Annotated in this window: 26 protein-coding genes, 3 tRNA genes and 1 pseudogene; 20 read left to right on the forward strand and 10 right to left on the reverse strand. The window is 61.8% G+C overall.

Going from position 1 to position 21566, the window contains the following annotated elements; genetic code table 11:
- Positions 1-73: 73 nt before the first annotated feature.
- On the reverse strand, positions 74-958 hold the full coding sequence (locus ACSC1S_RS07775) for an IS1595 family transposase (RefSeq protein WP_435363833.1): 885 nt from the start codon (positions 956-958) through the stop codon (positions 74-76).
- Between the two features lie 231 nt (positions 959-1189).
- Here ACSC1S_RS07775 and ACSC1S_RS07780 point away from each other — a divergent pair, with 231 nt between their 5' ends.
- Both ACSC1S_RS07780 and ACSC1S_RS07785 read left to right on the forward strand, forming a co-directional pair.
- Entirely contained in the window at positions 1190-1621 is a 432-nt protein-coding gene (locus tag ACSC1S_RS07780) for a hypothetical protein (RefSeq protein WP_435363834.1), read from the forward strand.
- Position 1622: 1 nt separating this feature from the next.
- On the forward strand, positions 1623-2549 hold the full coding sequence (locus tag ACSC1S_RS07785) for an alpha/beta fold hydrolase (RefSeq protein WP_435363835.1): 927 nt from the start codon (positions 1623-1625) through the stop codon (positions 2547-2549).
- Positions 2550-2605: 56 nt separating this feature from the next.
- On the opposite strand, the gene ACSC1S_RS07790 is transcribed toward ACSC1S_RS07785, so the two are convergent.
- Positions 2606-2884, reverse strand: coding sequence for a hypothetical protein (locus ACSC1S_RS07790; RefSeq protein ID WP_435363836.1), 279 nt, complete (start codon positions 2882-2884; stop codon positions 2606-2608).
- Between the two features lie 393 nt (positions 2885-3277).
- A complete protein-coding gene (locus ACSC1S_RS07795; RefSeq protein WP_435363837.1) occupies positions 3278-3685 on the reverse strand; it encodes a hypothetical protein in 408 nt (135 codons plus the stop codon).
- A 145-nt stretch (positions 3686-3830) separates the two neighbouring features.
- Here ACSC1S_RS07795 and ACSC1S_RS07800 point away from each other — a divergent pair.
- Positions 3831-4106: pseudogene (locus tag ACSC1S_RS07800) on the forward strand (L-malyl-CoA/beta-methylmalyl-CoA lyase); the annotation flags it as partial.
- Positions 4107-4119: 13 nt separating this feature from the next.
- On the opposite strand, the gene ACSC1S_RS07805 reads toward ACSC1S_RS07800, so the two are convergent.
- The 4 genes from ACSC1S_RS07805 to ACSC1S_RS07820 all read right to left on the reverse strand — a co-directional run bounded on the left by ACSC1S_RS07805 (position 4120) and on the right by ACSC1S_RS07820 (position 8217).
- Positions 4120-4464 (reverse strand): DUF4112 domain-containing protein, encoded by a 345-nt coding sequence (locus tag ACSC1S_RS07805; RefSeq protein ID WP_435318291.1) that lies wholly within the window; start codon positions 4462-4464, stop codon positions 4120-4122.
- Positions 4465-4525: 61 nt separating this feature from the next.
- Entirely contained in the window at positions 4526-6778 is a 2253-nt protein-coding gene (locus ACSC1S_RS07810; RefSeq protein ID WP_435363838.1) for a PAS domain S-box protein, read from the reverse strand.
- A 556-nt stretch (positions 6779-7334) separates the two neighbouring features.
- Positions 7335-7417: transfer RNA gene (locus tag ACSC1S_RS07815), tRNA-Ser, on the reverse strand.
- Positions 7418-7458: 41 nt separating this feature from the next.
- A complete protein-coding gene (locus tag ACSC1S_RS07820; RefSeq protein ID WP_435363839.1) occupies positions 7459-8217 on the reverse strand; it encodes a hypothetical protein in 759 nt (252 codons plus the stop codon).
- Positions 8218-8330: 113 nt separating this feature from the next.
- Here ACSC1S_RS07820 and ACSC1S_RS07825 point away from each other — a divergent pair, with 113 nt between their 5' ends.
- Positions 8331-8549: a hypothetical protein gene (locus ACSC1S_RS07825; protein ID WP_435318296.1), complete on the forward strand. Its 219-nt coding sequence runs from the start codon at positions 8331-8333 to the stop codon at positions 8547-8549.
- 24 nt (positions 8550-8573) lie between these two features.
- On the opposite strand, the gene ACSC1S_RS07830 is transcribed toward ACSC1S_RS07825, so the two are convergent.
- A complete protein-coding gene (locus ACSC1S_RS07830) occupies positions 8574-9194 on the reverse strand; it encodes a uracil-DNA glycosylase (protein ID WP_435363840.1) in 621 nt (206 codons plus the stop codon).
- Positions 9195-9385: 191 nt separating this feature from the next.
- Here ACSC1S_RS07830 and ACSC1S_RS07835 point away from each other — a divergent pair, with 191 nt between their 5' ends.
- Positions 9386-10381 carry a M48 family metalloprotease gene (locus ACSC1S_RS07835; protein ID WP_435363841.1) on the forward strand — a complete coding sequence of 332 codons (996 nt, stop codon included), beginning with the start codon at positions 9386-9388 and terminating at the stop codon, positions 10379-10381.
- 10 nt (positions 10382-10391) lie between these two features.
- Here ACSC1S_RS07835 and ACSC1S_RS07840 read toward each other — a convergent pair whose 3' ends face one another.
- Together ACSC1S_RS07840 and ACSC1S_RS07845 are read right to left on the reverse strand one after the other, a co-directional pair.
- Positions 10392-10643 carry a DUF7976 family protein gene (locus ACSC1S_RS07840; RefSeq protein WP_435363842.1) on the reverse strand — a complete coding sequence of 84 codons (252 nt, stop codon included), beginning with the start codon at positions 10641-10643 and terminating at the stop codon, positions 10392-10394.
- A complete protein-coding gene (locus tag ACSC1S_RS07845; RefSeq protein ID WP_435363843.1) occupies positions 10640-11683 on the reverse strand; it encodes an Mrp/NBP35 family ATP-binding protein in 1044 nt (347 codons plus the stop codon). The genes ACSC1S_RS07840 and ACSC1S_RS07845 overlap by 4 nt, the downstream gene beginning before the upstream one ends.
- 338 nt (positions 11684-12021) lie before the next feature.
- On the opposite strand from ACSC1S_RS07845, the gene ACSC1S_RS07850 reads away from it, so the two are divergent.
- The 15 genes from ACSC1S_RS07850 (at position 12022) to rpsB (ending at position 21542) form a co-directional block, all read left to right on the forward strand.
- The gene (locus tag ACSC1S_RS07850) at positions 12022-13908 is read left to right on the forward strand and encodes an ABC transporter ATP-binding protein (RefSeq protein WP_435363844.1); all 1887 of its coding nucleotides are present in this window, start codon (positions 12022-12024) and stop codon (positions 13906-13908) included.
- A gap of 95 nt (positions 13909-14003) precedes the next feature.
- Positions 14004-15002: a GTP 3',8-cyclase MoaA gene (gene moaA / locus ACSC1S_RS07855; protein ID WP_435318305.1), complete on the forward strand. Its 999-nt coding sequence runs from the start codon at positions 14004-14006 to the stop codon at positions 15000-15002.
- A gap of 354 nt (positions 15003-15356) precedes the next feature.
- A tRNA-Ser gene (locus ACSC1S_RS07860) sits at positions 15357-15441 on the forward strand.
- Between the two features lie 87 nt (positions 15442-15528).
- A complete protein-coding gene (locus tag ACSC1S_RS07865; protein WP_435363845.1) occupies positions 15529-16044 on the forward strand; it encodes a 30S ribosomal protein S13 in 516 nt (171 codons plus the stop codon).
- The gene (locus ACSC1S_RS07870; RefSeq protein ID WP_435363846.1) at positions 16044-16565 is read left to right on the forward strand and encodes a 30S ribosomal protein S4; all 522 of its coding nucleotides are present in this window, start codon (positions 16044-16046) and stop codon (positions 16563-16565) included. The genes ACSC1S_RS07865 and ACSC1S_RS07870 overlap by 1 nt, the downstream gene beginning before the upstream one ends.
- Positions 16566-16958: a 30S ribosomal protein S11 gene (locus tag ACSC1S_RS07875; protein WP_435318308.1), complete on the forward strand. Its 393-nt coding sequence runs from the start codon at positions 16566-16568 to the stop codon at positions 16956-16958. It abuts the gene before it with no gap.
- Between the two features lie 3 nt (positions 16959-16961).
- The gene (locus ACSC1S_RS07880; protein ID WP_435363847.1) at positions 16962-17708 is read left to right on the forward strand and encodes a DNA-directed RNA polymerase subunit D; all 747 of its coding nucleotides are present in this window, start codon (positions 16962-16964) and stop codon (positions 17706-17708) included.
- Between the two features lie 173 nt (positions 17709-17881).
- Positions 17882-17966, forward strand: a tRNA-Leu gene (locus tag ACSC1S_RS07885).
- Between the two features lie 17 nt (positions 17967-17983).
- Entirely contained in the window at positions 17984-18349 is a 366-nt protein-coding gene (locus ACSC1S_RS07890; protein ID WP_369684440.1) for a 50S ribosomal protein L18e, read from the forward strand.
- Positions 18346-18786: a 50S ribosomal protein L13 gene (locus ACSC1S_RS07895; protein WP_435318310.1), complete on the forward strand. Its 441-nt coding sequence runs from the start codon at positions 18346-18348 to the stop codon at positions 18784-18786. The genes ACSC1S_RS07890 and ACSC1S_RS07895 overlap by 4 nt, the downstream gene beginning before the upstream one ends.
- The gene (locus ACSC1S_RS07900; protein ID WP_435318311.1) at positions 18780-19175 is read left to right on the forward strand and encodes a 30S ribosomal protein S9; all 396 of its coding nucleotides are present in this window, start codon (positions 18780-18782) and stop codon (positions 19173-19175) included. The genes ACSC1S_RS07895 and ACSC1S_RS07900 overlap by 7 nt, the downstream gene beginning before the upstream one ends.
- Positions 19176-19187: 12 nt before the next feature.
- Entirely contained in the window at positions 19188-19382 is a 195-nt protein-coding gene (locus ACSC1S_RS07905) for a DNA-directed RNA polymerase subunit N (protein ID WP_261651261.1), read from the forward strand.
- On the forward strand, positions 19382-19567 hold the full coding sequence (locus ACSC1S_RS07910; RefSeq protein ID WP_261651262.1) for a DNA-directed RNA polymerase subunit K: 186 nt from the start codon (positions 19382-19384) through the stop codon (positions 19565-19567). Before ACSC1S_RS07905 ends, ACSC1S_RS07910 begins: the two co-directional genes overlap by 1 nt.
- Positions 19564-20769 (forward strand): phosphopyruvate hydratase, encoded by a 1206-nt coding sequence (gene eno / locus ACSC1S_RS07915; RefSeq protein WP_435363848.1) that lies wholly within the window; start codon positions 19564-19566, stop codon positions 20767-20769. The genes ACSC1S_RS07910 and eno overlap by 4 nt, the downstream gene beginning before the upstream one ends.
- Positions 20766-21542 (forward strand): 30S ribosomal protein S2, encoded by a 777-nt coding sequence (gene rpsB, locus ACSC1S_RS07920; protein WP_435363849.1) that lies wholly within the window; start codon positions 20766-20768, stop codon positions 21540-21542. Before eno ends, rpsB begins: the two co-directional genes overlap by 4 nt.
- Positions 21543-21566: the final 24 nt, after the last annotated feature.

The following is a 21566-nucleotide window of genomic DNA, read 5'->3' on the forward strand; positions in this document are numbered from 1 at the left end:
GTTGTTCTAATTTAGGAAAACCTGATTTCAAAGACTTTCCATATTCACTCATGTGAAGCACGTTGTTGGTGAGTCAAACCACGGATTGGACGATTTCTTTGAGAGCTTCGGTACCGGGTTTCCGTAGGATTCGTCGGCGGAGTTGGAACGCTCTGAGATACGGCGTCAGCTTGTCTTTGGAAACACCTCGGTGTGGCGAGAGCCACCGTCGCACCAGCGACGCGTGGCTCTCGCACGTGTTGACGTGCGCGTCTCCATCGACATATTCGCCCTCTGCATGAATGACCGCTTCCCGCTGGTAGCTCTCACCGTCTTCGAGTGGATCGTACGCTCGAAACCCGTCAGTGTAGACGGTCAGCGACTCCTCCTCGCGGTCGCCGAGAAGGAGTCGGACGGTCGATTCGTCGGCGGATTTCGCCGGGACGATGTATCGCTGACCGCTACCGCGATCAACGAGTGTGAACACCGGTGGCTTGTCCTCAGTGTAAGTTCCACGACCACGTTTCGAGAGACCACGTGAGCGCGACTCTTGGTCACGCTCGCGGCCTTTCAGCCCCGCAGTCACGTAGACCTCGTCGATTTCGACCGGCCCAACGAGATCGATGGCTGGCGCCTCGAGCATTCTGGCGAACTGCTCGACACGCCGCCGAAGCGACCTGTACGAGATGTTGAGTTCAGCGTCCAACTGGTGGATACTCGTGTTGAACCGAAGGAACGAGTACAACGCGAACAAGAGCTTATCGAGGCCGATCTTCGCGTGCGCGAAGATCGTACCGGTCTTGTCGTTGAACGTACGGTCGCAATCCTTACAGAGATACCGTTGATACGCTCGATAGCTGCTGTGTTTGATCACCGATTCAGACCGGCAGCGCGGGCAATAGAGCCCATCGCGCCAGCGAACCTGCTGAAGCAGGCTCGCGGCACTCGCCTCTGAGTCTAACAGTTCAAATGGGAACATATCAGGAGACAGGTTCGTCCCACCCTTGCCCGCTACGCTTCAGCAGCGACTGCTCTCCCCGAGTAGTAATCTACTTCGCAACGAAAATGTTGCACATAAATCCCCTGTCTCCGTGAATGCTAATCGCAAGACTGTATCGAGTATCATCAGCATACATATATAATGGAAAATTTTTATTTTCTATCATTATCATATCTAGGCAGAGGATGGACTCCTCCAAGATGTGAAATCATGACTGATGCAAAACTAGCGTCTCACGAATGGTGGGAGCATTACAAGCAACTAGTCAATCAAGATGACGAAATGCAAGTACGTGGCCACGATAAGTTTGATGAGAACTTCTATGTCGAGATCGGCGATGAACGCTTCTTGATCGAAATGGATAGCGGACAAATCGAAGAAATCGTACCTGAACCGGGCATGAATCACGCCTGGTCATTCGGAGTTGAAGGCGACCGTGAGGCATGGGAAGAATTCGTTCAAGAGGTACCACCAGCATTCAATCACGAGATCATCGCCTCACACTATCGGAGTGCAGTGAAGAACGAACCGGGACATCTTCAGCTAACGGGAAACAATAAGCAAATATTCCAGAACTTTCGAGCATTCCAACGCGCTCTCGATCTAATGCGCAAAACCCAGAATAACGGAGGTGACCTCTGATATGACTGACCACAATCACGGGGATATTGAAGAAATTACGGGACAGTACGTTCACGTTGAAATCGATGGCGTCGATCATCGGGTGTACTACGAACAAAACGGCCCCGAAGACGGCCAACCAATCCTGTTACAACACACTGCTGGCTGTAACAACCAAGAATGGCGCCATGTACTCACCGACGACGAAATAACCGAGGACTATCGGGTAATCGCCTACGATCTCCCGTTTCATGGAAAGTCAGTCCCACCGAAGAGTCAGGATTGGTGGACTGAGGATTACACGCTAACCGCCGAGCAGTTCGCGGAGACTATTGTAAGCATCGTCGAAGCACTCGATCTCGACAACCCCATCTTTATGGGATCGAGTATGGGTGGAAATATCACCCTAGAACTGGGAGACTGGTATCCAGAACGTTTCCGTGCACTTATTGGATTGGAAACCGGCGCACACAGTCCCGGTTTCTATATCGACTGGCTTGACCATGCCCAGATCAATACGACCGAAGTAAACGCCTACTCGTGCTGGGGACTAATGGCCAAACAGAGTCCTGAGGCCACTCGTCGTGAGACGATGTATCTGTACGAGCAGGGCGCAACTGGCGTGTTCAAAGGAGACCTGTATTATTACTCCGTTGATCACGACTACCGAGACAAACTTGAGGAAGTCAATGCCAGTGAATGTCCACTCTATGTGGTGAATGGAGAATACGATTATCTCACTGATCCGGATATGGGACAAGAAGTAGCGGACGGTGTCGGTGAAGGTGCTGTTGCCGTCGAGATGGCTGACATTGGTCACTTCCCGATGAGTGAACATCCCGAGCTGTTCAATGCCTATCTCAAAGAAATTCTGGCAGATATCGAGGGGGAACGAGAAGACCAGCTTCCCGACGTGCTTACCGCTGATGCTGTCGGCGTAGACATCTGAACTCAAGGAAACATTATTTTGGGTGACGCGAACGCGTCACCCTCACCCGCTACGCTTCAACAGCGACTACTTTCTCCGAGCAACAATCTACTTCCCAAGAGCGTTCCATATTTCTGAACGTACATCTCTTCTACTTTCCTTTGTGCCTCAGAGATCTCCTCTACAGAAACGGGGTCATCGATAGTCCCCTTCAAAATCACAACTGGCCGACTACTTGTTGTGGAGTCAAGGTTATTAGATGCACCCACTATTCCCGGAATGGTCAGTGCTGTTGTCCCAACAGAGGCAAGGAATTTTCTACGGCTTGTACTGACTTTACGATTTTCTTCTGCCATTGATCACTCCAGTATCAACTATTTTGCAGTAGTGTCTAATATTTCCCATTTGATATGATTGGACATAATTAAAAAATCATGAGATGGGTTGGTATTGGTATGAATTGGTTGGATGTTTGCAAACCTATCCATTGGAATATGATAATCCAGATTTCAAGGGTCCTAGAAGAACAAACGATGGCGCAGTTCGCCTGGGCATTCACCGTCCATCTCCATTCAGTAGGCACCTCACCTAGAGAAACAGAAGCGGTTCTTGGGTTAATTGGGGTAAAGCAGCTGTTTCAAGATAATCCTCAGGGAGTAAATCAATGTCCTAATAGCGATTCAAGACTATTGGGATGACGCGGGTCGCAACTGAGGAAGTGAATACAACGGCGATTGGAGTATGAATTATCAACCTGAGGATTTTACTTTGGGACCTGGTTGGATATCAGCTTGGAGCTGGATATCCTGGTTTGGTTCATCTACTACATACTCGTTTTCGTATTTAATTGTAGTTTCACCAGTGTCTAAGAATATCTTCAACAGTATAACTTGGACTCTCTGTTGTTCTGCTTTTGAATTATAGTAGTAGGATTCACCTGATTCCCAGCCAACACCATCTCTGCCAAATATTTCACTCCCATGTTTGTCTAAGACGACTAAATCACCACGATAATAGTGTTCTGTTCTATTATTTATAATTACTTTCACAGGAACTCGAACTCGACCCTCGCTCCTATTCGAGGAAGAACAACCAGCAATGGCTGAAATTCCACCAGCACAGACCTGAATGATCCACCTACGGGTCCGTTGGCGCATACTGCAATTTTTTTGTCATGGCGAATAAGTTTTAATATTCGTTATCTGTATCTGAAACCACACTACAACGAAATCCATATAATTTAACCGTCAATTTTGATGGTACTGAGTAAATTCTACTAAAATTTAATATAGGGATTGAACAAAACAGACGGCCCAGGCCAACCGCATCCACATGCCGACCACGGAAGAACTCGAACGGAACGTCCACAAGATAGAGCAGTTCCAGGAGGCGAAAGCTGGCGGAACCGGCGCGGTCACGGTCGACGGCCAGATGGTCGACGAGGCGACGTTCAAGAACTTCGTGAACACGGTCGAGACCGTCCACGAAATCGACGAAGCACACCCCGACCAGACCCAGGAGATGTACGACGGAGCGCTGTTAGAGCGGGCGCTGACGGTCGATACGTCTTGGGAATAACAGCAGGGTCGGCTTACTCCAGCGATTTTCGAAGCAGTTCGACGTTCCGCTTGTTCCCCTTCCACATCGCGTCGAAGGCATCACCCACGACCGGAATCGCACCCACGCCCGCGTCGACACCCACGTTTCCGAGCATCCGCACCAGCGTCAGCTTCGGCACGCCGGCCCGGTACGCTTCGGCGACGATGTAGAGCGACACGGCGGCGCTGGCCGCGTCCCCGACACCGGGAACCAGCCCGACCAGCGGGTCGAGCCCGATCCGGATGTTCGTGCCAGGCACCCTGAAGGCGTCGTCGAGCAGGTCCGCGACCAGTTCGGTCCGTCTGACCGCCGGGTGAGACGAAGACGTGTCTGTCATGCTGTACTAGTCGTCACCAGTCGATATATCTCTGTGGCTGGCCGGGCCTATCGGGGGCTGCTCAGGCCATCTCCACGCCCGTGAACTCGAAGCGTGCGCCGCCATCGGGGCTCCCAGTGATGGACACGTCCCAGCCGTGGGCCTCCGCGACGTTCTCGACGATGGTGAGCCCGAATCCAGTGCCTTCGTTGGCGGTCGAGTACCCTGACTCGAACACCTTGTCTCGGAGGTCGGGTGGGATACCCGGGCCGTCGTCCTCGATGAAGAACCCACCCTCCAGCGGGCCGACCCTGACGACGGGAACCTCGTCATCGGCGTCCTCGTCGCAGTCGTCGCCGTCACTCTCGACCTCGATGGCGTGTTCGAGCGCGTTCCGGTACAGGTTCTCGATGAGCTGGCCTAATCGCCCCTCGTCGGCCCGTATCGTCTGGTCGGTCTCGACCTCCAGGATGGCCTCGTTCGTGCTCGCGCTGATGTTCTGCCAGCACCTCCGGGCGAGCGCGCCCAGGTCGACGTCGTCGGTCTCGTCGATGCTCTGTCCCTGCCTGGCGAGGCTGAGGAGGTCCTCGATGAGCGACTCCATGCGGTCGTGGGCCCGGCCGATGGCGGCCAGGTGCTCGGTGTCGCAGTCGTCGCTCGCGAGTTCCGTATGCAGGGCGGCGACGGTCAGGGGCCCCCGGAGGTCGTGGCTGACCACGCTCGCGAACTCCTCGAGGTGCTCGTTCTTCCGTTCCAGCTCCCGCTGGCTGGCGAGTTCGCGGAGGGCCGTGGCGACGCTCTGCCCGAGGATGGTGACGAGCGTGACGTCGGCGTCGTCGAAGGTGCGCTCCTTGGCTGCGCCACAGGACAGCACGCCGAAACGTGCCAGCGGAACGATGACGGTCGAATCGACGGGGATGTCCGCGGCCAGTCGCTTCCGGTTGAGACACTCGAAGACCTCCGTTTCGCCCTTCTCGAACACATCCCAGAGCCATTCCCCACGGGGATGCATCGGCTGTTCGGTCTCCGCCTTCTCCAGCAGCTCCCGGTGTTCGTCGGTCTGGGCGACCAGCTCGAGGCCGGTCGCGTCGTCGTTCACGAACCAGACCGTCGGCATCGGATAGCCCAGCAGCCGCTCCGCGGCATCGACGGCGATATTCGCGATCTCCTGCTCCGTCTCCGCCTCGAGCAGGCGCTGGGTCGCCCCGTGCAGGGATTCGACCTGTTCGGCCCGTCGCTCACGCTCGGTCACGTCCAGTTTCGATGCGACGATGTGGCTGACCTTGCCATCGACGAGGACCGGCGCGAGTTTCGTCTGGTAGGTCCGGCTGCCGCCGGGAAGTTCCAGGGTCTCCCTGAACGTCAGGGGCTCCTGGCGCTTGTAGCACTCCCGGTAGTTCGCTTCGAGGGTCGCCCCAGTCACGGGGCCCAGCACGTCCCGGGGCGTCCTTCCACAGGCGGCCTCACTGGTCACGCCGAACATCGCCTCGACGACCGGGTTGAGCTGCTGAAACCGGAAGGCCCATCCCCCATCACTGTCGATGAGTGCCAGACCTGCCTGTGCGTTCCTGAACACCGTCTCGAACTCCTCTTTGAGCTCCTCCAGCTCGCGCTGCTGTCGCTTGCGGTCGGTGATGTCCGTGCTGAGACCGACCAACCCCTGCACATCGCCGTTCTCGTCGAAGTACGGGAACTTGTTGTCGAGGAAGACGTGCTCCTCACCGTCGATGTACTGGGTCGACTCGCTGATGCGATTCTCCTCACCCGCCAGCACCCGTTCGTCCATCATCCGGATCTGTCGTGCACTCTCGGCGTCGAAGAGGTCGAAGTCGGTCTTCCCGATTATCTCATCGGCAGCCATGTCGAAGTAGTCCGCGCCGTGCTCGTTGATGAAGCGGTACTTCCCGTCGACGTCCTTGACGTAGATCGCTTCGAGCGCGTTCGAGACGATGGCGTCCAGCCGTTGCTCCTGCCGCTTCCGGTTCGTCACGTCCCGTGTGCTGACTATCAGTTCGTCCGTCGACCTGTCGGCGGGACGTTCGGTCCGGACGGATTCGAGCCAGCGCCACGACCCGTCGCGATGCCGGAATCGGTACTCGACCGAGTCTACCGATTCGGGTTCCTTCAGCGCCCCCTGCAACGCCTCACTGACACGGTCCCGGTCGTCCGGGTGCACGAACATCAGGGCGTTCTTCCCGATCAGCTCCTCCCTGTCGTAGCCGAGTATCCGCTCGACCGACGGACTCTGGTACTTGACGGTACCCCTCGAGTCGATGACGGTGACGATGTCGGTCGTGTGCTGTAAGATCAGTTCATCCTCCCGGGCCCAACTCATTACTCTACGGTAATATTGTAGACAAGAGAGCATAAACTGCGTGCAGGGAGAATAAGCCCGGTAGCGCGTTGCTATCTACAGAATCAAAACGTTTGCCTGCCTGTAGACTACTCGATTTGCTCTCTATCAGACTGTTTTGGCCCCCCGGTTTTCGGGTGGTCTCGGTCACGTCTGGATGTGGGCACCAGTCCCGGGTTCCGGCACCTGAAAGCTGGACCGCTGCCCGGGGGAGCCGGACTGGACTGGGAGCCGCCAGAATCTACGCATTGCTCCTCGTGAATCTTCGTGAGAATGCGGTGGGACTGGGATTCGAACTCACTCTCTCCGCTCACTTCGTTCGCTTCGCTCGCTGCTTCGAATCACCAGTGTCTCCGCTTCGCTCCTCACGTCCGTTCGTCGCAGAATGCGGTGGGACTGGGATTCGAACTCACTCGCAGCAGTTGCTCACGGCTGCGCCGTTCGCTCCGCGGTTCTCGTTTCACTTCGAACCGCGCACTGCTCGCTGCTCGAATCTCAATATTCCCGCATTCTTCGTCACGTCCGTTCCTCAGAAATGCGGTGGGACTGGGATTCGAACCCAGGAGGCCGAAGGCCACCTGCTTTCAAGGCAGGCGCGTTAGTCCACTCCGCCATCCCACCACGGTCGGGAGTATCTGCGGAACCGTCTAAGACCTGTCGGTCTATTCGCGGACGAGTTCCAGTTCGCCGTCGTCCGCGACCACCGTCAGACCACGGTCCTGGATGAACTCGGTGGTGTGGGGTGGGACGATTCGGCCCGCGCGCCGCCGGGCGCGGAGGATGGAGACGACCGAACAGAGGTCGTCGCCGGTCTCGAGTGTCTCGTAGTTCGGGAGGAAGTCAACCTCGAGGTCGGCGTCGCGGGCGCGGGCGGTGAGCGTCTCGACCACGGGCGAGGCGAACGCGCCGTCGAAGTCGATGGGTTCGCAGAAGGCGCTCCCCCAGACCCGGCCGTCGCTGGCGGGGCCGAGCACCACGTCGGAGCGTCGGAGCTTCATCGAGGCGTTGTCGATGTCCTTCCGGCCGGCCAGCGGGGCAGTCCCGTCGAGAACGAGGACGGAGGCGTGGTCCTCGCGGTCGAGGAGGTGCGTGACGGTGTTGCCGACGCGGCTGTCGTAGGTCGAGCCGACCTGCACCTCGAAGCGCGTCTCGTCGGCGCTACCGAGGGCGTCCGCGGCGACGGCGCGAACCTCAGCTTCGGCCTCACCGTCCGCTTTCGAGAACTCGTCCGGGAGGAGGTCCTCGTCGCGGTAGTTCACCAGGAGTTCACCACCGCTCTCGGCGGCGGCGAATAGCGTGTCGGCGAGCATGGCCCGGTAGCAGTCTGCGGCGTCTGCGGCCGACAGGGGCGTCTCCTCGGCGAGTCGGGGCAGCACGAGGCCCTCGCGTGGGGGGTCGGCGAGGACGACCACGAGTGTCATACCACCATCTGCCGTCGCGGGAGCCTTGAACCCGCCGCTTCGGGGCGAGGGACACACGGCGGAGACGAGCCCGACCGTGCGGACTTATGTGGGACCAGCCCGTCGGATGTCGCATGAACTGGTTGAAAGTTCTCGGCGTGCTGGTGCCCCTGGGAATCCTCGTGGCGGGCCTCGGCGCGCTCGCGACACTCGGCACGAATCTCGAAACCCTGACCGACGTGCTGCCGCTTCCGGCCGTCGCGGCCGGCTTCATCATCGTCGTCGCCGTCATGGGTGCGGTGTCCGTCGTCGGCGCTGGCTCGAAGGAGTGGCGCGCGAACACGTACTGGTAAGCGAGCAGCGAAAGAACGGCGCGACTACCGACTTCTGCGACCCTTGGTCTGGCGGTAATCGGAGGCCATCAGTTCGGCGAACGCCTCGACGAACGTCTGGGTCTCGTCTTCGTCCTGTTCGTCGGGGGCGATCATGGGGACCAGTTCGAAGCCACGACCCCGGAAGCGCTCCCCGTGGTCGTCGTACACGTCGAACTTCTCCGCCGCCGTAGTCGTGTATTCGGTCGCGACCTCGGCCAGGGCTCGCTCGCCCACCGGAACGATGACCTCCGGGTTTATCATCCGAATCTCCGCGTTGAGGTAGGGTTCACACGTCGCGATCTCCTCGTCGGTCGCGGGGCGCTCGGGGTCCCGACAGCGGGTGAGGTAGGTGACGAACGCGTTCGCGAGTTCGGGTTCGTCGGGGTCGCTGTCGGCCCGGCAGAGCATGAGCCGCCGGAGGATGGAGAGGAAGGTCTCGTCGCGGGCGAAGGGAACACCGGCGCGTTCGGCCTCGGCCGACGGTCGCTCTCCCACGAAGACGAAGTCCGCGCCCACGTCGCCGTAGCCGTGGACGACGCGCTCGCGGGGCCCGCAGAGGTCGCAGTTCTCGCACTCCTCGTCCATCCCGAAGGGGTTGGCGAGGTCGTCCTGATTAGCGTCCACGTCGGGAGCGAGGGCAGGTGGGTGGGTAAGCGCTTCGGAGCGCGGGAGTGCGTCCCCCGACCACGGAAGGTTTATGTCGGGTTGCTGCCAACTCCTGCCAGAGCGATGCTATCCCTCCCTCGTACAGCAATCTGCTTCGCCGCTGACTTCGCACACGTCGGCGGCAAGACACCGTCGGAGGTGACCGTCCGATGAGCACAGCGACGGCCACCGACCGCGGCCTCGTGGTTCGGATGGTGCTGACGCTGGCAGTGGTCGCAGCCCTCCCCGTGGTGTTCCTCTATGGGCTGCTGACGGTCCCGTTCGCAGTCCTGTCGTTGCTTGGTCGGCATCAGGGCGCGGTCGTCCCGGCCATCTCCCCACTTGTCGTGGCCGGCGTCGCCGCGGCCGCCCTGGTGGGACAGTACCTCGTCGGACCGTCGCTGGCGTTGCGCCTCGGCCACGCGCGACCCGCCGACGAGGAGGACTATCCGCGACTCCACGCCTCGGTGGGGCGCATCGCCCAGCAACTCGACATCCCGAAGCCAGCGGTCCGGGTCGTCGACTCCCGTGCCCCGAACGCCTTCGCGGTCGGTCGGACCCCCTCGAACGCCTCCATCGCCGTCACCGACGGCCTGCTCGACACCCTCGACGACGAGGAACTCGACGCCGCGGTCGCCCACGAACTCGCCCACGTCCGGAACCGCGACGCCGCGCTGATGAGCGTCGCGTTCCTCGTCCCGACGGTCGCGTTCTTCGTCGCGAAACTCGTGAGCGCCGTGTTCAACGGGCTCGGCCACGTCTGGATACTTCCCGGCGACGACGACTCCGGCGGCGTCCTCGTCGCCATCGCCGCGATCATCCTCTCGCTCCTGCTCATGGGCGTGCTCGCGGTCGTCTTCTGGGCTGCCGGCTTCCTGAGCTATCGGCTGCTCTCGCGCTACCGGGAATATGCCGCCGACCGGGCCGCGGCCGAGGCGACCGGGAACCCGGCCGCGCTCGTGAGCGCCCTCACGACCATCGAAGACGGGATGGAGCGGGCCCCGGAGCGCGACCTCCGGGAACTCGACGGCGGTGAGAGTGCCCTGTACATCGTGCCGCTCTCTGCTGAGATGGTCGACGAGAAGTCGCTGGTCAGTCCGAAGGTGTTCCCGTCGTCGCACCCGCCGACGGAGAAGCGAATCGAACGCTTGCGCGAGCTGGTCTGATTTTCTGGTGCTATCGGCCGAGGCCGCCGCGTTCGATGACGTCGAGGATGAACTTCACGTTCCGCAGAATCTCTTCCGGTGAAGTGTCCTCGGTCTCGTCGTAGAGGTCGCTGGTCCGGTAGAGGATGTTCGCGAGCTGGTCGGACTCGGTGCTCTCGGCCCGAATCTCGTCCGCGATCTCGCGGAGGAACCGGACCTTCTCCGGGTCGGGCTCGAACTCGCGATTCGTGGCCCCTTCTGACTCGGACGGCTCGTCGCTCATCGGCTGTTGACGTGCTGCTGGCGCTTGACGAACCCGACGTTGTCAGCGACTGCCTCCGTGATGTCACGGAACGCCTGCCCCGTCTCGTTGTCGTGGTCAAGGACCACGGGTTTGCCCTCGTCGCCGCCGGTCCTGACGGCGGGGTCGAGCGGGACCGACCCGAGGAACGGCATGTCGTGGGCGTCGGCGAACTTCTGGCCGCCGCCCTCGCCGAAGATGGCGTGCTCGCCGCCGCAGTCGGGGCACTTGAACGAGCCCATGTTCTCGGCGATGCCCAGCACGACGGTGTCGTGCTTGCCGAACATCTCCAGGCCCTTCCGGGCGTCGTCGAGGGCGACCTCCTGCGGGGTCGTGACGATAACAGACCCGGTGACGGGGACGGTCTGGAGCAGCGTCAACTGGGTGTCGCCGGTGCCCGGTGGCAGGTCGATGACCATGTAGTCGAGGTGGCCCCACTCAACGTCCTCCCAGAGCTGGGTGAGGACCTTGTGGACCATCGGGCCGCGCCAGATGACGGGGTCGTCCTCCCCGACGAGGAACGCCATCGACATGAGCTTCATCCCGTACTTCTCGGGGGGAACGAGCTTCTCGTCCTTGGTCGCACCCGGCGGCTCGTCTGCGTCGACCATCCGCGGGACGTTCGGGCCGTACACGTCGGCGTCGAACAGGCCGACGCGCGCACCCATGTCCGAGAGGCCGGCCGCGATGTTCACTGCCATCGTCGACTTGCCGACGCCACCCTTCCCGGAGGCGACCGCGATGACGTTCTCCACGTTCGGGAACACCTGCTCGTCGCCGGAGAGGCCGGTGTCAGTCTTCGCCGAGAGGTTGATCTCGAGGCCGGTGTCTGCGAGGACCTCGCGGACCTCGTTGGCCAGGTTAGTCTCTACGGGCGAGTACGGTGCGCCGAGGGCGAGCGAGATGTGAACCTCCTCGCCGTCGACCTCCACCTCGTTCACCAGTCCGAGCGAGACGATGTCGTCGCCCAAAGCCGGGTCCTCGACCTGCCGGAGCCGGTCGAGAATCGTGTCTGCGTCCATGGCCGGGTGTCGGGGCGAGCGAGCGAAAAGGATTGTGTTACACGGACTCCCCGTGCCCACCATCGTGTGGTGTGTTGGCAGGGTTCAGTTAGTTTGATGTGAGTGCACTGATACGATACGGATAGAGGCAGAAAGATGCGTACCCTCCACTTCGCACTCGCCTGATTCTCTCGGCCGCCCAGTCCGGGCGGCACGGGTCGCGTCCACCGTGGCCATAGCCGCAGCACCGCGGCTATCTCAGCCAAGCCACCACCCGACTGCCCGTTCACACCGACGAGCCGGTCGCATCGACTGCAGACCTCCACCCTGTACCACACCACAGGATACGAAACACGACGATGACAGATTCGACATACGGAGACGAAGACGACGACACATTCGACGAACAACGCGCCCGCGTCGACCGCCCGATGGTCCGCCTGTTCCGCGAGTACGGCCGCGAACACTGGGTCGCTATCGTCGGCGGCATCCTCATGGGAATCGCCGCCCACACGATGGCGCTCCTGCCGACGTACGTCCTCGCCGAGACCATCGACGCGGTCTTCATGCAGACGAAGCCACAGTACTCGCTCCCGCTGGTCCCGCAGTGGCTCGTCCCGGCGAGCCGGACCGGCCAGTTCTGGTTCTCGGTCGGCCTCGTGGGGTTGACCTACCTGAGTTCGACCGTGTTCACCTGGCTGATGGGCCTGGGGCTGAACTCCTTCGCCCAGTCGGTCCAGCACAACGTCCGGGCCGATAGCTACGACGCCATGCAGCGACTCGACTACGAGTTCTTCGCCGACAAGCAGACCGGCGAGCTCATGAGCGTCCTGAACAACGACGTGAACCGCCTCGAGCAGTTCCTCAACGGCGGTCTCTTCATCGCGACGATGCTGCTGGTCAACGTCGGCGTGACCGCGGTACTGCTCGCGTACTTGCAGTGGCAACTCGCCCTGTTGACGATGGTCACGGTCCCGGTCATCGGCCTGTTCACCTACAAGTTCGTCCAGACCATCCAGCCGATGTACTCCGAGGTCCGCTCGACGGTCGGCCAGCTCAACTCCCGCCTGGAGAACAACCTCGGCGGCATCGAGGTCATCAAGGCGAGCACGACCGAGGACTTCGAGGCCGACCGCGTCACCGACGCCTCCCAGGAGTACTACGACAAGAACTGGAACGCCATCACGACCCGCGTGAAGTTCTTCCCTGGCCTCCGATTCACCGCCGGTATCGGCTTCGTGCTGACGTTCGCCGTCGGCGGGCACTGGGTCCTGACGAACCAGGCCCCGCCGCTGATGAGCGGGACGCTTCGCGTTGGTACCTTCGTGGCGTTCGTCTACCTCGGCCAGCGCTTCATCTGGCCGATGAGCCAGTTCGGCGAACTGGTGAACCTCTACCAGAACGCCCGCGCCTCGGCCGAGCGCATCTTCGGCCTGATGGACGAACCCAGTACGCTCGGCGGCGGCGAGGACCTCCCCGAGCTCACCGTCGAGGACGGCACGGTCGCGTACGACCACGTCACCTTCGGCTACGACGACGACGAGACCGTCCTCGAGGACGTCTCGTTCGATGTTTCGGGCGGTGAGATGCTCGCACTGGTCGGCCCGACCGGGGCCGGCAAGTCCACCGTCCTGAAGCTGCTGCTCCGTCTTTACGACGTGAACGACGGCACCATCAGCATCGACGGTCAGGACATCCGTGACGTCTCGCCCGAGAGCCTCCGCGATTCCGTCGGCTACGTCAGCCAGGACACCTACCTGTTCTACGGGAGTGTCCGCGACAACATCGCGTACGGCAAGTTCGACGCGACCGACGAGGAGATCGAGGCTGCTGCCAGGGCGGCCGACGCCCACGAGTTCATCAGCGACTTCGAGGACGGCTACGACACCGAGGTCGGTGAACGCGGCGTGAAACTGTCGGGCGGGCAGCGCCAGCGCATCGGTATCGCCCGGGTGCTGCTGCGCGACCCCGATATCCTCCTGCTCGACGAGGCGACCTCCGACGTGGACACCGAGACCGAACTCCGCATCCAGGAGAGCATCGAGAACCTGGTGGCCGACCGCACCGTCATCGCCATCGCGCACCGGCTCTCGACGGTGAAGGACGCCGACCAGATACTCGTGCTGGAAGACGGTGCCGTCGAAGAGCGTGGCACCCACGAGGAACTGCTCGAGACGGATGGCACCTACGCCGACCTCTGGGGTGTGCAGGCCGGCGAACTGGAGACGATTCCGGGCATGGCGTAACCGGCCACGCCGCGCCCATCGGGTAATCAAATTCGGTTACATTCTCCCTTGCCTGGACACCGAACTTAATAACATAGACTCACAAGGGTTGGTACATGCTGACAGACGAGTTCGGTCGCGAGGTCACCGGGGTCCGGGTCTCCCTCACCGACCGGTGCAACTTCGATTGCGTCTATTGTCACAACGAGGGGTTGGGTGACACGCGGGGGCCGATGGACCCGCAGGACGGCGAGATGAGCGCGGACGACGTGGTCCGGTTCCTGGAGGTGGTCGCGGAGTTCGGGGTAGACAGCGTGAAGTTCACCGGTGGCGAGCCGATGCTCCGCCAGGACCTGGAGGAGATCATCCGGCGAACACCCGACTCGATGGAGGTCTCGATGACGACCAACGGGACGTTCCTCCCCGGCCGTGCCGAGGACCTCGTCGACGCCGGCCTCGAACGCGTCAACGTCTCGCAGGACGCGATGGAGCCCGAGGCGTTCGCCGAGGTGACCAAGTCCGGTGCCTACGACCGCGTCATGGAGGGCGTCGAGGCAGCCCTCGACGCCGGCCTCGACCCGGTGAAGCTCAACATGGTCGTGTTCGAGCGAACCGCCGGCTACGTCCCACAGATGGTCGACCACGTCTCCGAGAACCGCGGGCTCCAGCTCCAGCTCATCGAGTACATGCCCGAGCTCACCGGCAACCCCGAGTGGGCCATCGACATCCAGCGCGTCCACGACTGGCTGGCCGAGCAGGCCACGGAGATAGAGCACCGCGAGATGCACGACCGACGACGGTACTGGATCGGCGGCACCAAGGCCTCGGGTGAAGGCGGCATGGTCGAGATCGTCGACCCGGTCGAGAACCCGACGTTCTGTGCGAACTGCCACCGCGTTCGGGTCACTCACGACGGCCACCTCAAGGGCTGTCTGAACCGCAACGACGACCTCAAGCCGATGGGTGAGATGACGAAACCCGAGATACGCGAGGCGTTCCGGATGACCGTCGCCGAGCGCGTCCCGTACTACGGCGAGTACATGGTCCGCAACGGTGACGGCGAGTGGGAAGTGAACGACAAATACATCGACGCACCCCCGCAGACCGGCGACTGAGTGGCGCTGCAGGCCGCGTCTCTGGGGACTGAAGACTGATTCGTTCTGTTCGGTCGGCGGTGGCTGTCTGGACTGCTTGATTCTGGCCTGCTTATTGGTCCAGTTCGCGCGTGCGCGAGCGAGAGCGAGCGGTGAACTGCATATGAGCTGTCGCCACACACGGTCCCCGGCACCTGACACTCCGAAACCGGCCGCCGAGGGCCCCATCTTCCCCACGCCATCCCCGATACTGTTACACCGTGGCACTCGAACTGCGTTCCGTTGCCCTTAAGTACTGTACGGGAATACGTGTGAACGCAATACGCTGCAGGGGCGCTGGGTCCCGAGTCCGAGAGGGCGAAGATAGACAATCGAGTTGTGGTAGCCAAGCCTGGCCCAAGGCGCAGGGTTGCTAACTCTGTGGCGTCAAGCCTCCGGGGTTCGAATCCCCGCCACAACGTCGGACATTTCACACCGGCAATTGGGCACGGTGTGAGTCTTCCAACAAGATCGGAAGTGCATCGAGCACTTCCTCCACATATCACACATGAGTGCAGAAGAACCACAGGGCGAACAAGAGGACGAGGACCTTCGGTACTTCGTCCGCATCGGGCAGACAGACCTCGATGGGACGAAGTCGGTCGAACGTTCGCTCATCGAGATGAACGGCATCGGCCGACGGACGGCACGAATCGTCGCCGAGGAGGCCGGCGTGGACCGCAAGGCCACGTTCGGACTCCTCGACGAGGACGAGATCGACGCCGTCGTCGAAACCGTCGAGAACTACGCCGACGAGGTTCCCGAATGGCTCACCAACCGCCAGAAGGAGTTCTACAGCGGCGAGACGAACCACGAGGTCGGCAACGACCTCAACATGGCCCGTCGTCACGACATCAACCGGATGAAGATGATTGACTCCTACAAGGGCGTCCGCCACAAGAAGGGACAGAAGGTGCGCGGTCAGCGCACGAAGTCCACCGGACGTACTGAAGGGACCATCGGCGTCAACGTCGAAGAGATCCGCGAAGAACAGGCCGCCGAAGAGGAGGCAGGTGAAGAATAATGGCGCTCGGTAGCAACACCAAGCTCTACGAGACGCCGAACCACCCCTTCCAGGGCGAGCGTATCAGCGAGGAACACAGCCTCGTCGACCGCTACGGCCTGAAGAACAAGGAGGAGCTCTGGCGAGCACAGTCCGAACTGCGCGACTACCGCCGCGAGGCGCGGTCGCTGCTCGGACAGTCCCAGTCGCTCGAGGAGGCAGAGGAGAACGCAGTCGACTTCCTCAACCGCCTCAAGCGCATCGGCATCCTCAGCGAGGAGGACCAGCTGGACGCCGTCCTCGCACTCGAGATCTCGGACATCCTCGAGCGCCGGCTCCAGACTGTCGCCTACCGCAAGGGTCTCGCGAACACGACCCAGCAGGCGCGACAGTTCATCGTCCACGGGCACATCACCGTCGAGGGCGCTCGCGTGAGCGTCCCCTCGTACACGGTCGAAGTGTCCGAGGAGGATTCCATCGCCTTCGACGAGAACAGTCCGTTTGCAGACGAACTTCACCCCGAACGTGCGGAGGGTCAATAAATGGCAGAAGAAGCGAAAGACAAGTGGGGAGTCGCCCACGTCCACGCATCGTTCAACAACACCGTCATGACCGTGACAGACCTCACGGGTGCGGAAACCATCGCGAAGTCCTCCGGCGGGACTGCTGTCAAGCAGAACCGGGACGAGGCGTCGCCCTATGCGGCGATGCAGATGGTCGAGTCCATCGCGGACGAGATCCGCGCGGCTGGCATCGAAGGCCTGCACGTCCGCGTGCGTGGCCCCGGTGGCAACCTGCAGAAGTCCCCCGGACCGGGTGCGCAGGCAGCGATTCGCGCACTCGCTCGCGAGGACTTCGAGATCGGCCGTATCGAGGACGTCACGCCGATCCCGCACGACGGCTCCCGAGCACCCAAAGGAAAAGGCGGGTTCTAAGCCATGAACGAGGACTACGAGGTCGAGTTCGTCGAACGCGGAGAACGCGAGGCACTGTTCCTAGTGCGTGGCGTTACGCCCGCGTTCGCCAACGGTATCCGTCGCGCGATGATCGCGGACGTACCGACGCTGTCGATAGACGAGGTCCGTGTCATCGAGAACTCCTCGGTGATGTTCGACGAACAGATCGCACACCGGCTCGGACTGATTCCGCTGACCACGCCGGAAGGCGAGTTCGACGAGGACGACGTCATCACCCTCTCCATCGACGTTGAGGGCCCGGCGACGGCGTACTCGGGCGACCTGGTCAGCGCAGACGGGATGGTCCAACCGGCGGACCAGAACGTCCCCATCATCGACCTGAAGGACGACCAGCGGCTGGAACTCGAAGCCGACGCGGTCCTCGACACGGGTAAGGAACACGCCAAACACCAGGGCGGCGTCTCGGTCGGCTACCGACACCTCCAGCATGTGGAGGTCGTCGGCGACGCGGCCGAGTTCGAGGAGGAAGAGCCGAACATCATCCGCGGTGTCGTCGAGATCGACGGCGAGCTCGTCAACACCGCAGAGTTCGACAACGACCTCACCAAGAAGTTCCCCGGCAAGGAGCTGGAAGTCACCGACGTCGAGAAGGCATTCGTCTTCCACGTCGAGACGGACGGGTCCATGACGGTCGAGGAACTCGTGGCCCGCGCCACCGACTCGATCGAGGCACGGGCGACGGAACTGCAGGACGCGGTAACGATATAATAAACACGTGACCCTTTCCAACCACACCCTGACGGACGCAGACCCCGCATTCAGCGCTGGCTCCGGCCAGCGAGGAGTGGCGAGCGAAGTCGCTCGCGTCGGGCGAACGCGGTCGATAATCGAAAGTGGTTTGAAGGGGGGCACGGAACAAGGTAGTACCCGCAAGGGTGCGAGCAGGGATAGCCAAGTCTGGCCAACGGCGCAGCGTTCAGGGCGCTGTCCCATAGGGGTCCGCAGGTTCAAATCCTGCTCCCTGCATCACTTCTCTCACAACTATCAGGAGGAAAGCAATGAGTAAGACGAATCCGAGGCTCGGCAGTCTCATCGCCGAGCTGAAGTCGGTGTCTCGTACAGAAGACGCTGACGTCTGGAGCGACGTCGCAGATCGACTCGAGAAACCACGGCGGACACACGCCGAGGTCAATCTTGGTCGAATCGAGCGCTACGCACGCGAAGACGAGACGGTCATCGTCCCGGGGAAGGTCCTCGGGTCCGGTGCCCTACAGAAGTCCGTGACGGTTGCGGCCGTCGACTTCTCCTCGTCCGCGAAGACCAAAATCGAACAGGTCGGCGAAACGCTCGATTTAGAACAGGCAATCGAACAGAACCCCGAGGGTTCGAACGTCCGGGTGATCCGATGAGTCTCGCAGAATTCGACGCAGACGTCGTCGTGGACGCCCGCGACTGCATCATGGGTCGCGTCGCGTCCCAGGTCGCAGAGCGCGCACTCGACGGCGAGACGATCGCCGTCGTCAACGCGGAACAGGCCGTCATCACCGGCTCGAAGGACGACATCATGTCCGTCTACGAGAAGCGGGTGGAGGTCGGCTCCGACCAGGGACCGTACTACCCCAAGCGGCCGGACCGCATCTTCAAGCGGTCCATCCGCGGGATGATCCCGTACAAGCAGTCCTACGGCCGCGAGGCGTTCGAAGGCGTCCGCGTGTACGTCGGCAACCCGTACGAGGACCAGGACGCAGAGATCCTCGACGGTACGTCGCTGGACCGACTTTCGAACATCAAGTTCGTCCAGCTGGGCGAAATCTCGGAGAAACTGGGTGCTAACGTCACATGGTAACCAACACGTCCGGAAAGAAGAAGACGGCAATCGCCCGCGCGACCGTCAAGGACGGCAAGGGTCGCGTTCGAATCAACTCCAAGCCGGTCGAACTCGTCGACCCGGAGATCTCGCGACTGAAGATGCTGGAGCCGTTCCGCATCGTCGACGACGTCCGTGACGACCTGGACGTCGACGTTCGCGTCTCCGGTGGTGGCATCAGCGGACAGGCAGACGCCGTCCGCACCGCCATCGCGCGTGGCATCGTCCAGCACACTGGCGACGCCGAACTCCGCGACGCGTACATGGAGTTCGACCGTTCGCTGCTCGTCAACGACGTGCGCCAGTCCGAACCCAAGAAGTGGGGCGGCCCCGGCGCTCGTGCCCGCTACCAGAAGTCCTACCGCTAAGGTGATCAAACCATGATGGTACCAGTCCGGTGTTTCACGTGCGGCAACGTCGTCGGTGAGCACTGGGAGGAGTTCAAAGCGCGAACGCGCGAAGGCGAAGAAGACCCGAAAGAGGTGCTCGACGAGCTGGGCGTGGACCGGTACTGCTGCCGGCGCATGCTCGTCTCGCACAAGGACCTGGTCGACATCGTCTCCCCCTACCAGTGATGCCACGACAACGTTACAATCGGTACGAGAAGGCTCGCATCCTCGGCGCTCGAGCGCTGCAGGTGTCGTACGGGGCACCAGTCCTCATCGATACCGACCAGACGGAACCGATCCTCATCGCTGCCGAGGAGTACGACGCGAACGTGCTACCCTTTACGGTCAAGCGCGGTGATGACGACACATGACACTCATCACAGATATCCGGCTCCGACGCGTACTGGATTCGCGCGGTAACCCGACCGTCGAAGCGGACGTACTGACGGAGAGTGGTGGGTTCGGCCGTGCTGCTGCACCCTCGGGTGCCAGCACCGGCGAGTACGAGGCCATCGAGCTCCCGCCGGGCGAAGCCATCGCGAAGGCCCGTGAACACGCGGTTCCACGTCTCGTCAACTCGGCGTACGCTGGGAACCAGCGCGAGGTCGACGCGGCACTGCACGCCGCAGACGGCACTGACGATTTCTCGGAGATCGGTGCGAACAGCGCGGTCGCCATCTCGATGGCAGCCGCGAAGGCCGGCGCTGACATGCTCGGTGCACCGCTGTACCAGCATCTCGGCGGCGCGTTCCGTGGCGAGAACTTCCCGGTTCCGCTCGGGAACGTCGTGGGTGGTGGCGAGCACGCCGCCGACGCGACGCACATCCAGGAGTTCCTCTCCGCGCCCGTCGGCGCGCCGAGCGTGTCCGACGCGGTGTTCGCCAACGCGGCCGTCCACGGCACGGTTGCAGACATCCTCGACGAGCGCGACGAGCCCTGCGGCAAGGGCGACGAGGGCGCCTGGGCACCGTCCATCGACGATGCCGAAGCGTTCGAGATCGTCGAGCAGGCGACCGACGAGGTCGCCGACCAGTTCGGTTTCGAGATCGGCTTCGGCCTCGACATGGCCGGTGCCGAGCTGTACGACGCCGACGAGGAGGTCTACCGCTACGGTGACGACGAGAAGACGACGGCCGAGCAGATCGACTACGTCGCAGAACTCGTCGAGGAGTACGACCTCGTCTACGTCGAGGACCCACTCGACGAGAACGACTACGAGGCGTTCGCCGAGCTGACCGACCGCGTCGGTGACCAGACGCTCATCTGCGGGGACGACCTGTTCGTGACGAACACGGCGCGTCTCCAGGATGGCATCGACGAGGGTGCGGGCAACAGCATCCTCATCAAGCCGAACCAGATCGGGACGCTGACGGACGCGTTCGACGCCGTCGAACTCGCCACCCGTAACGGGTACGACTCGGTCATCTCCCATCGGTCGGGCGAGACCGAGGACACGACCATCGCACACCTCGCCGTGGCGACCGACGCCCCGTTCATCAAGACGGGCGCGGTCGGTGGCGAGCGAACCGCAAAGCTCAACGAACTCATCCGAATCGCAGACGACGCACTATGACAGAGCAAGAGCAAGAACAGGAAGGGCTCGACGCCTCCGACGTCGACGTGGACCCCGAACCCGCCGAGGGTGCCGGTCCCGCGGCCGAGGTAGAGGACGCAGAGCCCGTCGACGCAGAGGACGCCGAGGCCGCCGCGGCCGAGGCTGAAGAAGCAGAGCCGACACTCGACGAGGACGTCATGTCCGACGAGGAGGCCGACCTCCTCATCCCGGTCGAGGACTACCTCGGCGCTGGTGTCCACATCGGTACCCAGCAGAAGACCAAGGACATGGAGCGGTTCATCCACCGCGTCCGGACCGACGGTCTCTACGTGCTGGACGTGGGCAAGACGGACTCGCGAATCCGCACGGCCGCGGACTTCCTCGCGAACTACGCGCCCGAGCAGATCCTCGTGACGAGCTCGCGCCAGTACGGTCGCTTCCCGGCGAAGAAGTTCGCCGACGCCATCGGGGCACGCGCCCGCACCGGCCGGTTCATCCCGGGTACGCTGACGAACCCGAAGTACGACGGCTACATCGAGCCGGACGTCGTGGTCGTCACCGACCCCATCGGTGACAGCCAGGCCGTCAAGGAGGCCATCACGGTTGGCATCCCGGTCATCGCGATGTGTGACTCGAACAACCAGACCAGCAACGTCGACCTCGTCATCCCGACGAACAACAAGGGTCGCAAGGCCCTGTCGGTCGTCTACTGGCTGCTGGCCAACGAGACGCTCGACCGCCGCGGTGCCGAGCCGAGCTACTCGCTCGACGACTTCGAGAGCGGGATTTAAACGGCTTTTCGAGGTTCGCGTTTC

It is taken from the genome of Haloarchaeobius pelagicus (assembly GCF_051207375.1).
Classification (GTDB): Archaea; Halobacteriota; Halobacteria; order Halobacteriales; family Natrialbaceae; genus Haloarchaeobius.

What these genes read in the sequence shown, in the direction of transcription:
- ACSC1S_RS07880 (WP_435363847.1), top strand. Translation starts at nt 16,962, where the DNA reads ATGAACGAGGACTACGAGGTCGAGTTCGTCGAACGCGGAGAACGCGAG.
- ACSC1S_RS07870 (WP_435363846.1), top strand. Translation starts at nt 16,044, where the DNA reads ATGGCGCTCGGTAGCAACACCAAGCTCTACGAGACGCCGAACCACCCC.
- ACSC1S_RS07845 (WP_435363843.1), bottom strand. Translation starts at nt 11,683, where the DNA reads ATGGACGCAGACACGATTCTCGACCGGCTCCGGCAGGTCGAGGACCCG.
- ACSC1S_RS07775 (WP_435363833.1), bottom strand. Translation starts at nt 958, where the DNA reads ATGTTCCCATTTGAACTGTTAGACTCAGAGGCGAGTGCCGCGAGCCTG.
- ACSC1S_RS07865 (WP_435363845.1), top strand. Translation starts at nt 15,529, where the DNA reads ATGAGTGCAGAAGAACCACAGGGCGAACAAGAGGACGAGGACCTTCGG.
- ACSC1S_RS07825 (WP_435318296.1), top strand. Translation starts at nt 8,331, where the DNA reads ATGAACTGGTTGAAAGTTCTCGGCGTGCTGGTGCCCCTGGGAATCCTC.
- ACSC1S_RS07895 (WP_435318310.1), top strand. Translation starts at nt 18,346, where the DNA reads ATGAGTCTCGCAGAATTCGACGCAGACGTCGTCGTGGACGCCCGCGAC.
- ACSC1S_RS07905 (WP_261651261.1), top strand. Translation starts at nt 19,188, where the DNA reads ATGATGGTACCAGTCCGGTGTTTCACGTGCGGCAACGTCGTCGGTGAG.
- ACSC1S_RS07810 (WP_435363838.1), bottom strand. Translation starts at nt 6,778, where the DNA reads ATGAGTTGGGCCCGGGAGGATGAACTGATCTTACAGCACACGACCGAC.
- ACSC1S_RS07840 (WP_435363842.1), bottom strand. Translation starts at nt 10,643, where the DNA reads ATGAGCGACGAGCCGTCCGAGTCAGAAGGGGCCACGAATCGCGAGTTC.
- ACSC1S_RS07875 (WP_435318308.1), top strand. Translation starts at nt 16,566, where the DNA reads ATGGCAGAAGAAGCGAAAGACAAGTGGGGAGTCGCCCACGTCCACGCA.
- ACSC1S_RS07780 (WP_435363834.1), top strand. Translation starts at nt 1,190, where the DNA reads ATGACTGATGCAAAACTAGCGTCTCACGAATGGTGGGAGCATTACAAG.
- eno (WP_435363848.1), top strand. Translation starts at nt 19,564, where the DNA reads ATGACACTCATCACAGATATCCGGCTCCGACGCGTACTGGATTCGCGC.
- ACSC1S_RS07910 (WP_261651262.1), top strand. Translation starts at nt 19,382, where the DNA reads ATGCCACGACAACGTTACAATCGGTACGAGAAGGCTCGCATCCTCGGC.
- ACSC1S_RS07900 (WP_435318311.1), top strand. Translation starts at nt 18,780, where the DNA reads ATGGTAACCAACACGTCCGGAAAGAAGAAGACGGCAATCGCCCGCGCG.
- ACSC1S_RS07820 (WP_435363839.1), bottom strand. Translation starts at nt 8,217, where the DNA reads ATGACACTCGTGGTCGTCCTCGCCGACCCCCCACGCGAGGGCCTCGTG.
- moaA (WP_435318305.1), top strand. Translation starts at nt 14,004, where the DNA reads ATGCTGACAGACGAGTTCGGTCGCGAGGTCACCGGGGTCCGGGTCTCC.
- rpsB (WP_435363849.1), top strand. Translation starts at nt 20,766, where the DNA reads ATGACAGAGCAAGAGCAAGAACAGGAAGGGCTCGACGCCTCCGACGTC.
- ACSC1S_RS07850 (WP_435363844.1), top strand. Translation starts at nt 12,022, where the DNA reads ATGACAGATTCGACATACGGAGACGAAGACGACGACACATTCGACGAA.
- ACSC1S_RS07785 (WP_435363835.1), top strand. Translation starts at nt 1,623, where the DNA reads ATGACTGACCACAATCACGGGGATATTGAAGAAATTACGGGACAGTAC.
- ACSC1S_RS07790 (WP_435363836.1), bottom strand. Translation starts at nt 2,884, where the DNA reads ATGGCAGAAGAAAATCGTAAAGTCAGTACAAGCCGTAGAAAATTCCTT.
- ACSC1S_RS07805 (WP_435318291.1), bottom strand. Translation starts at nt 4,464, where the DNA reads ATGACAGACACGTCTTCGTCTCACCCGGCGGTCAGACGGACCGAACTG.
- ACSC1S_RS07835 (WP_435363841.1), top strand. Translation starts at nt 9,386, where the DNA reads ATGAGCACAGCGACGGCCACCGACCGCGGCCTCGTGGTTCGGATGGTG.
- ACSC1S_RS07795 (WP_435363837.1), bottom strand. Translation starts at nt 3,685, where the DNA reads ATGCGCCAACGGACCCGTAGGTGGATCATTCAGGTCTGTGCTGGTGGA.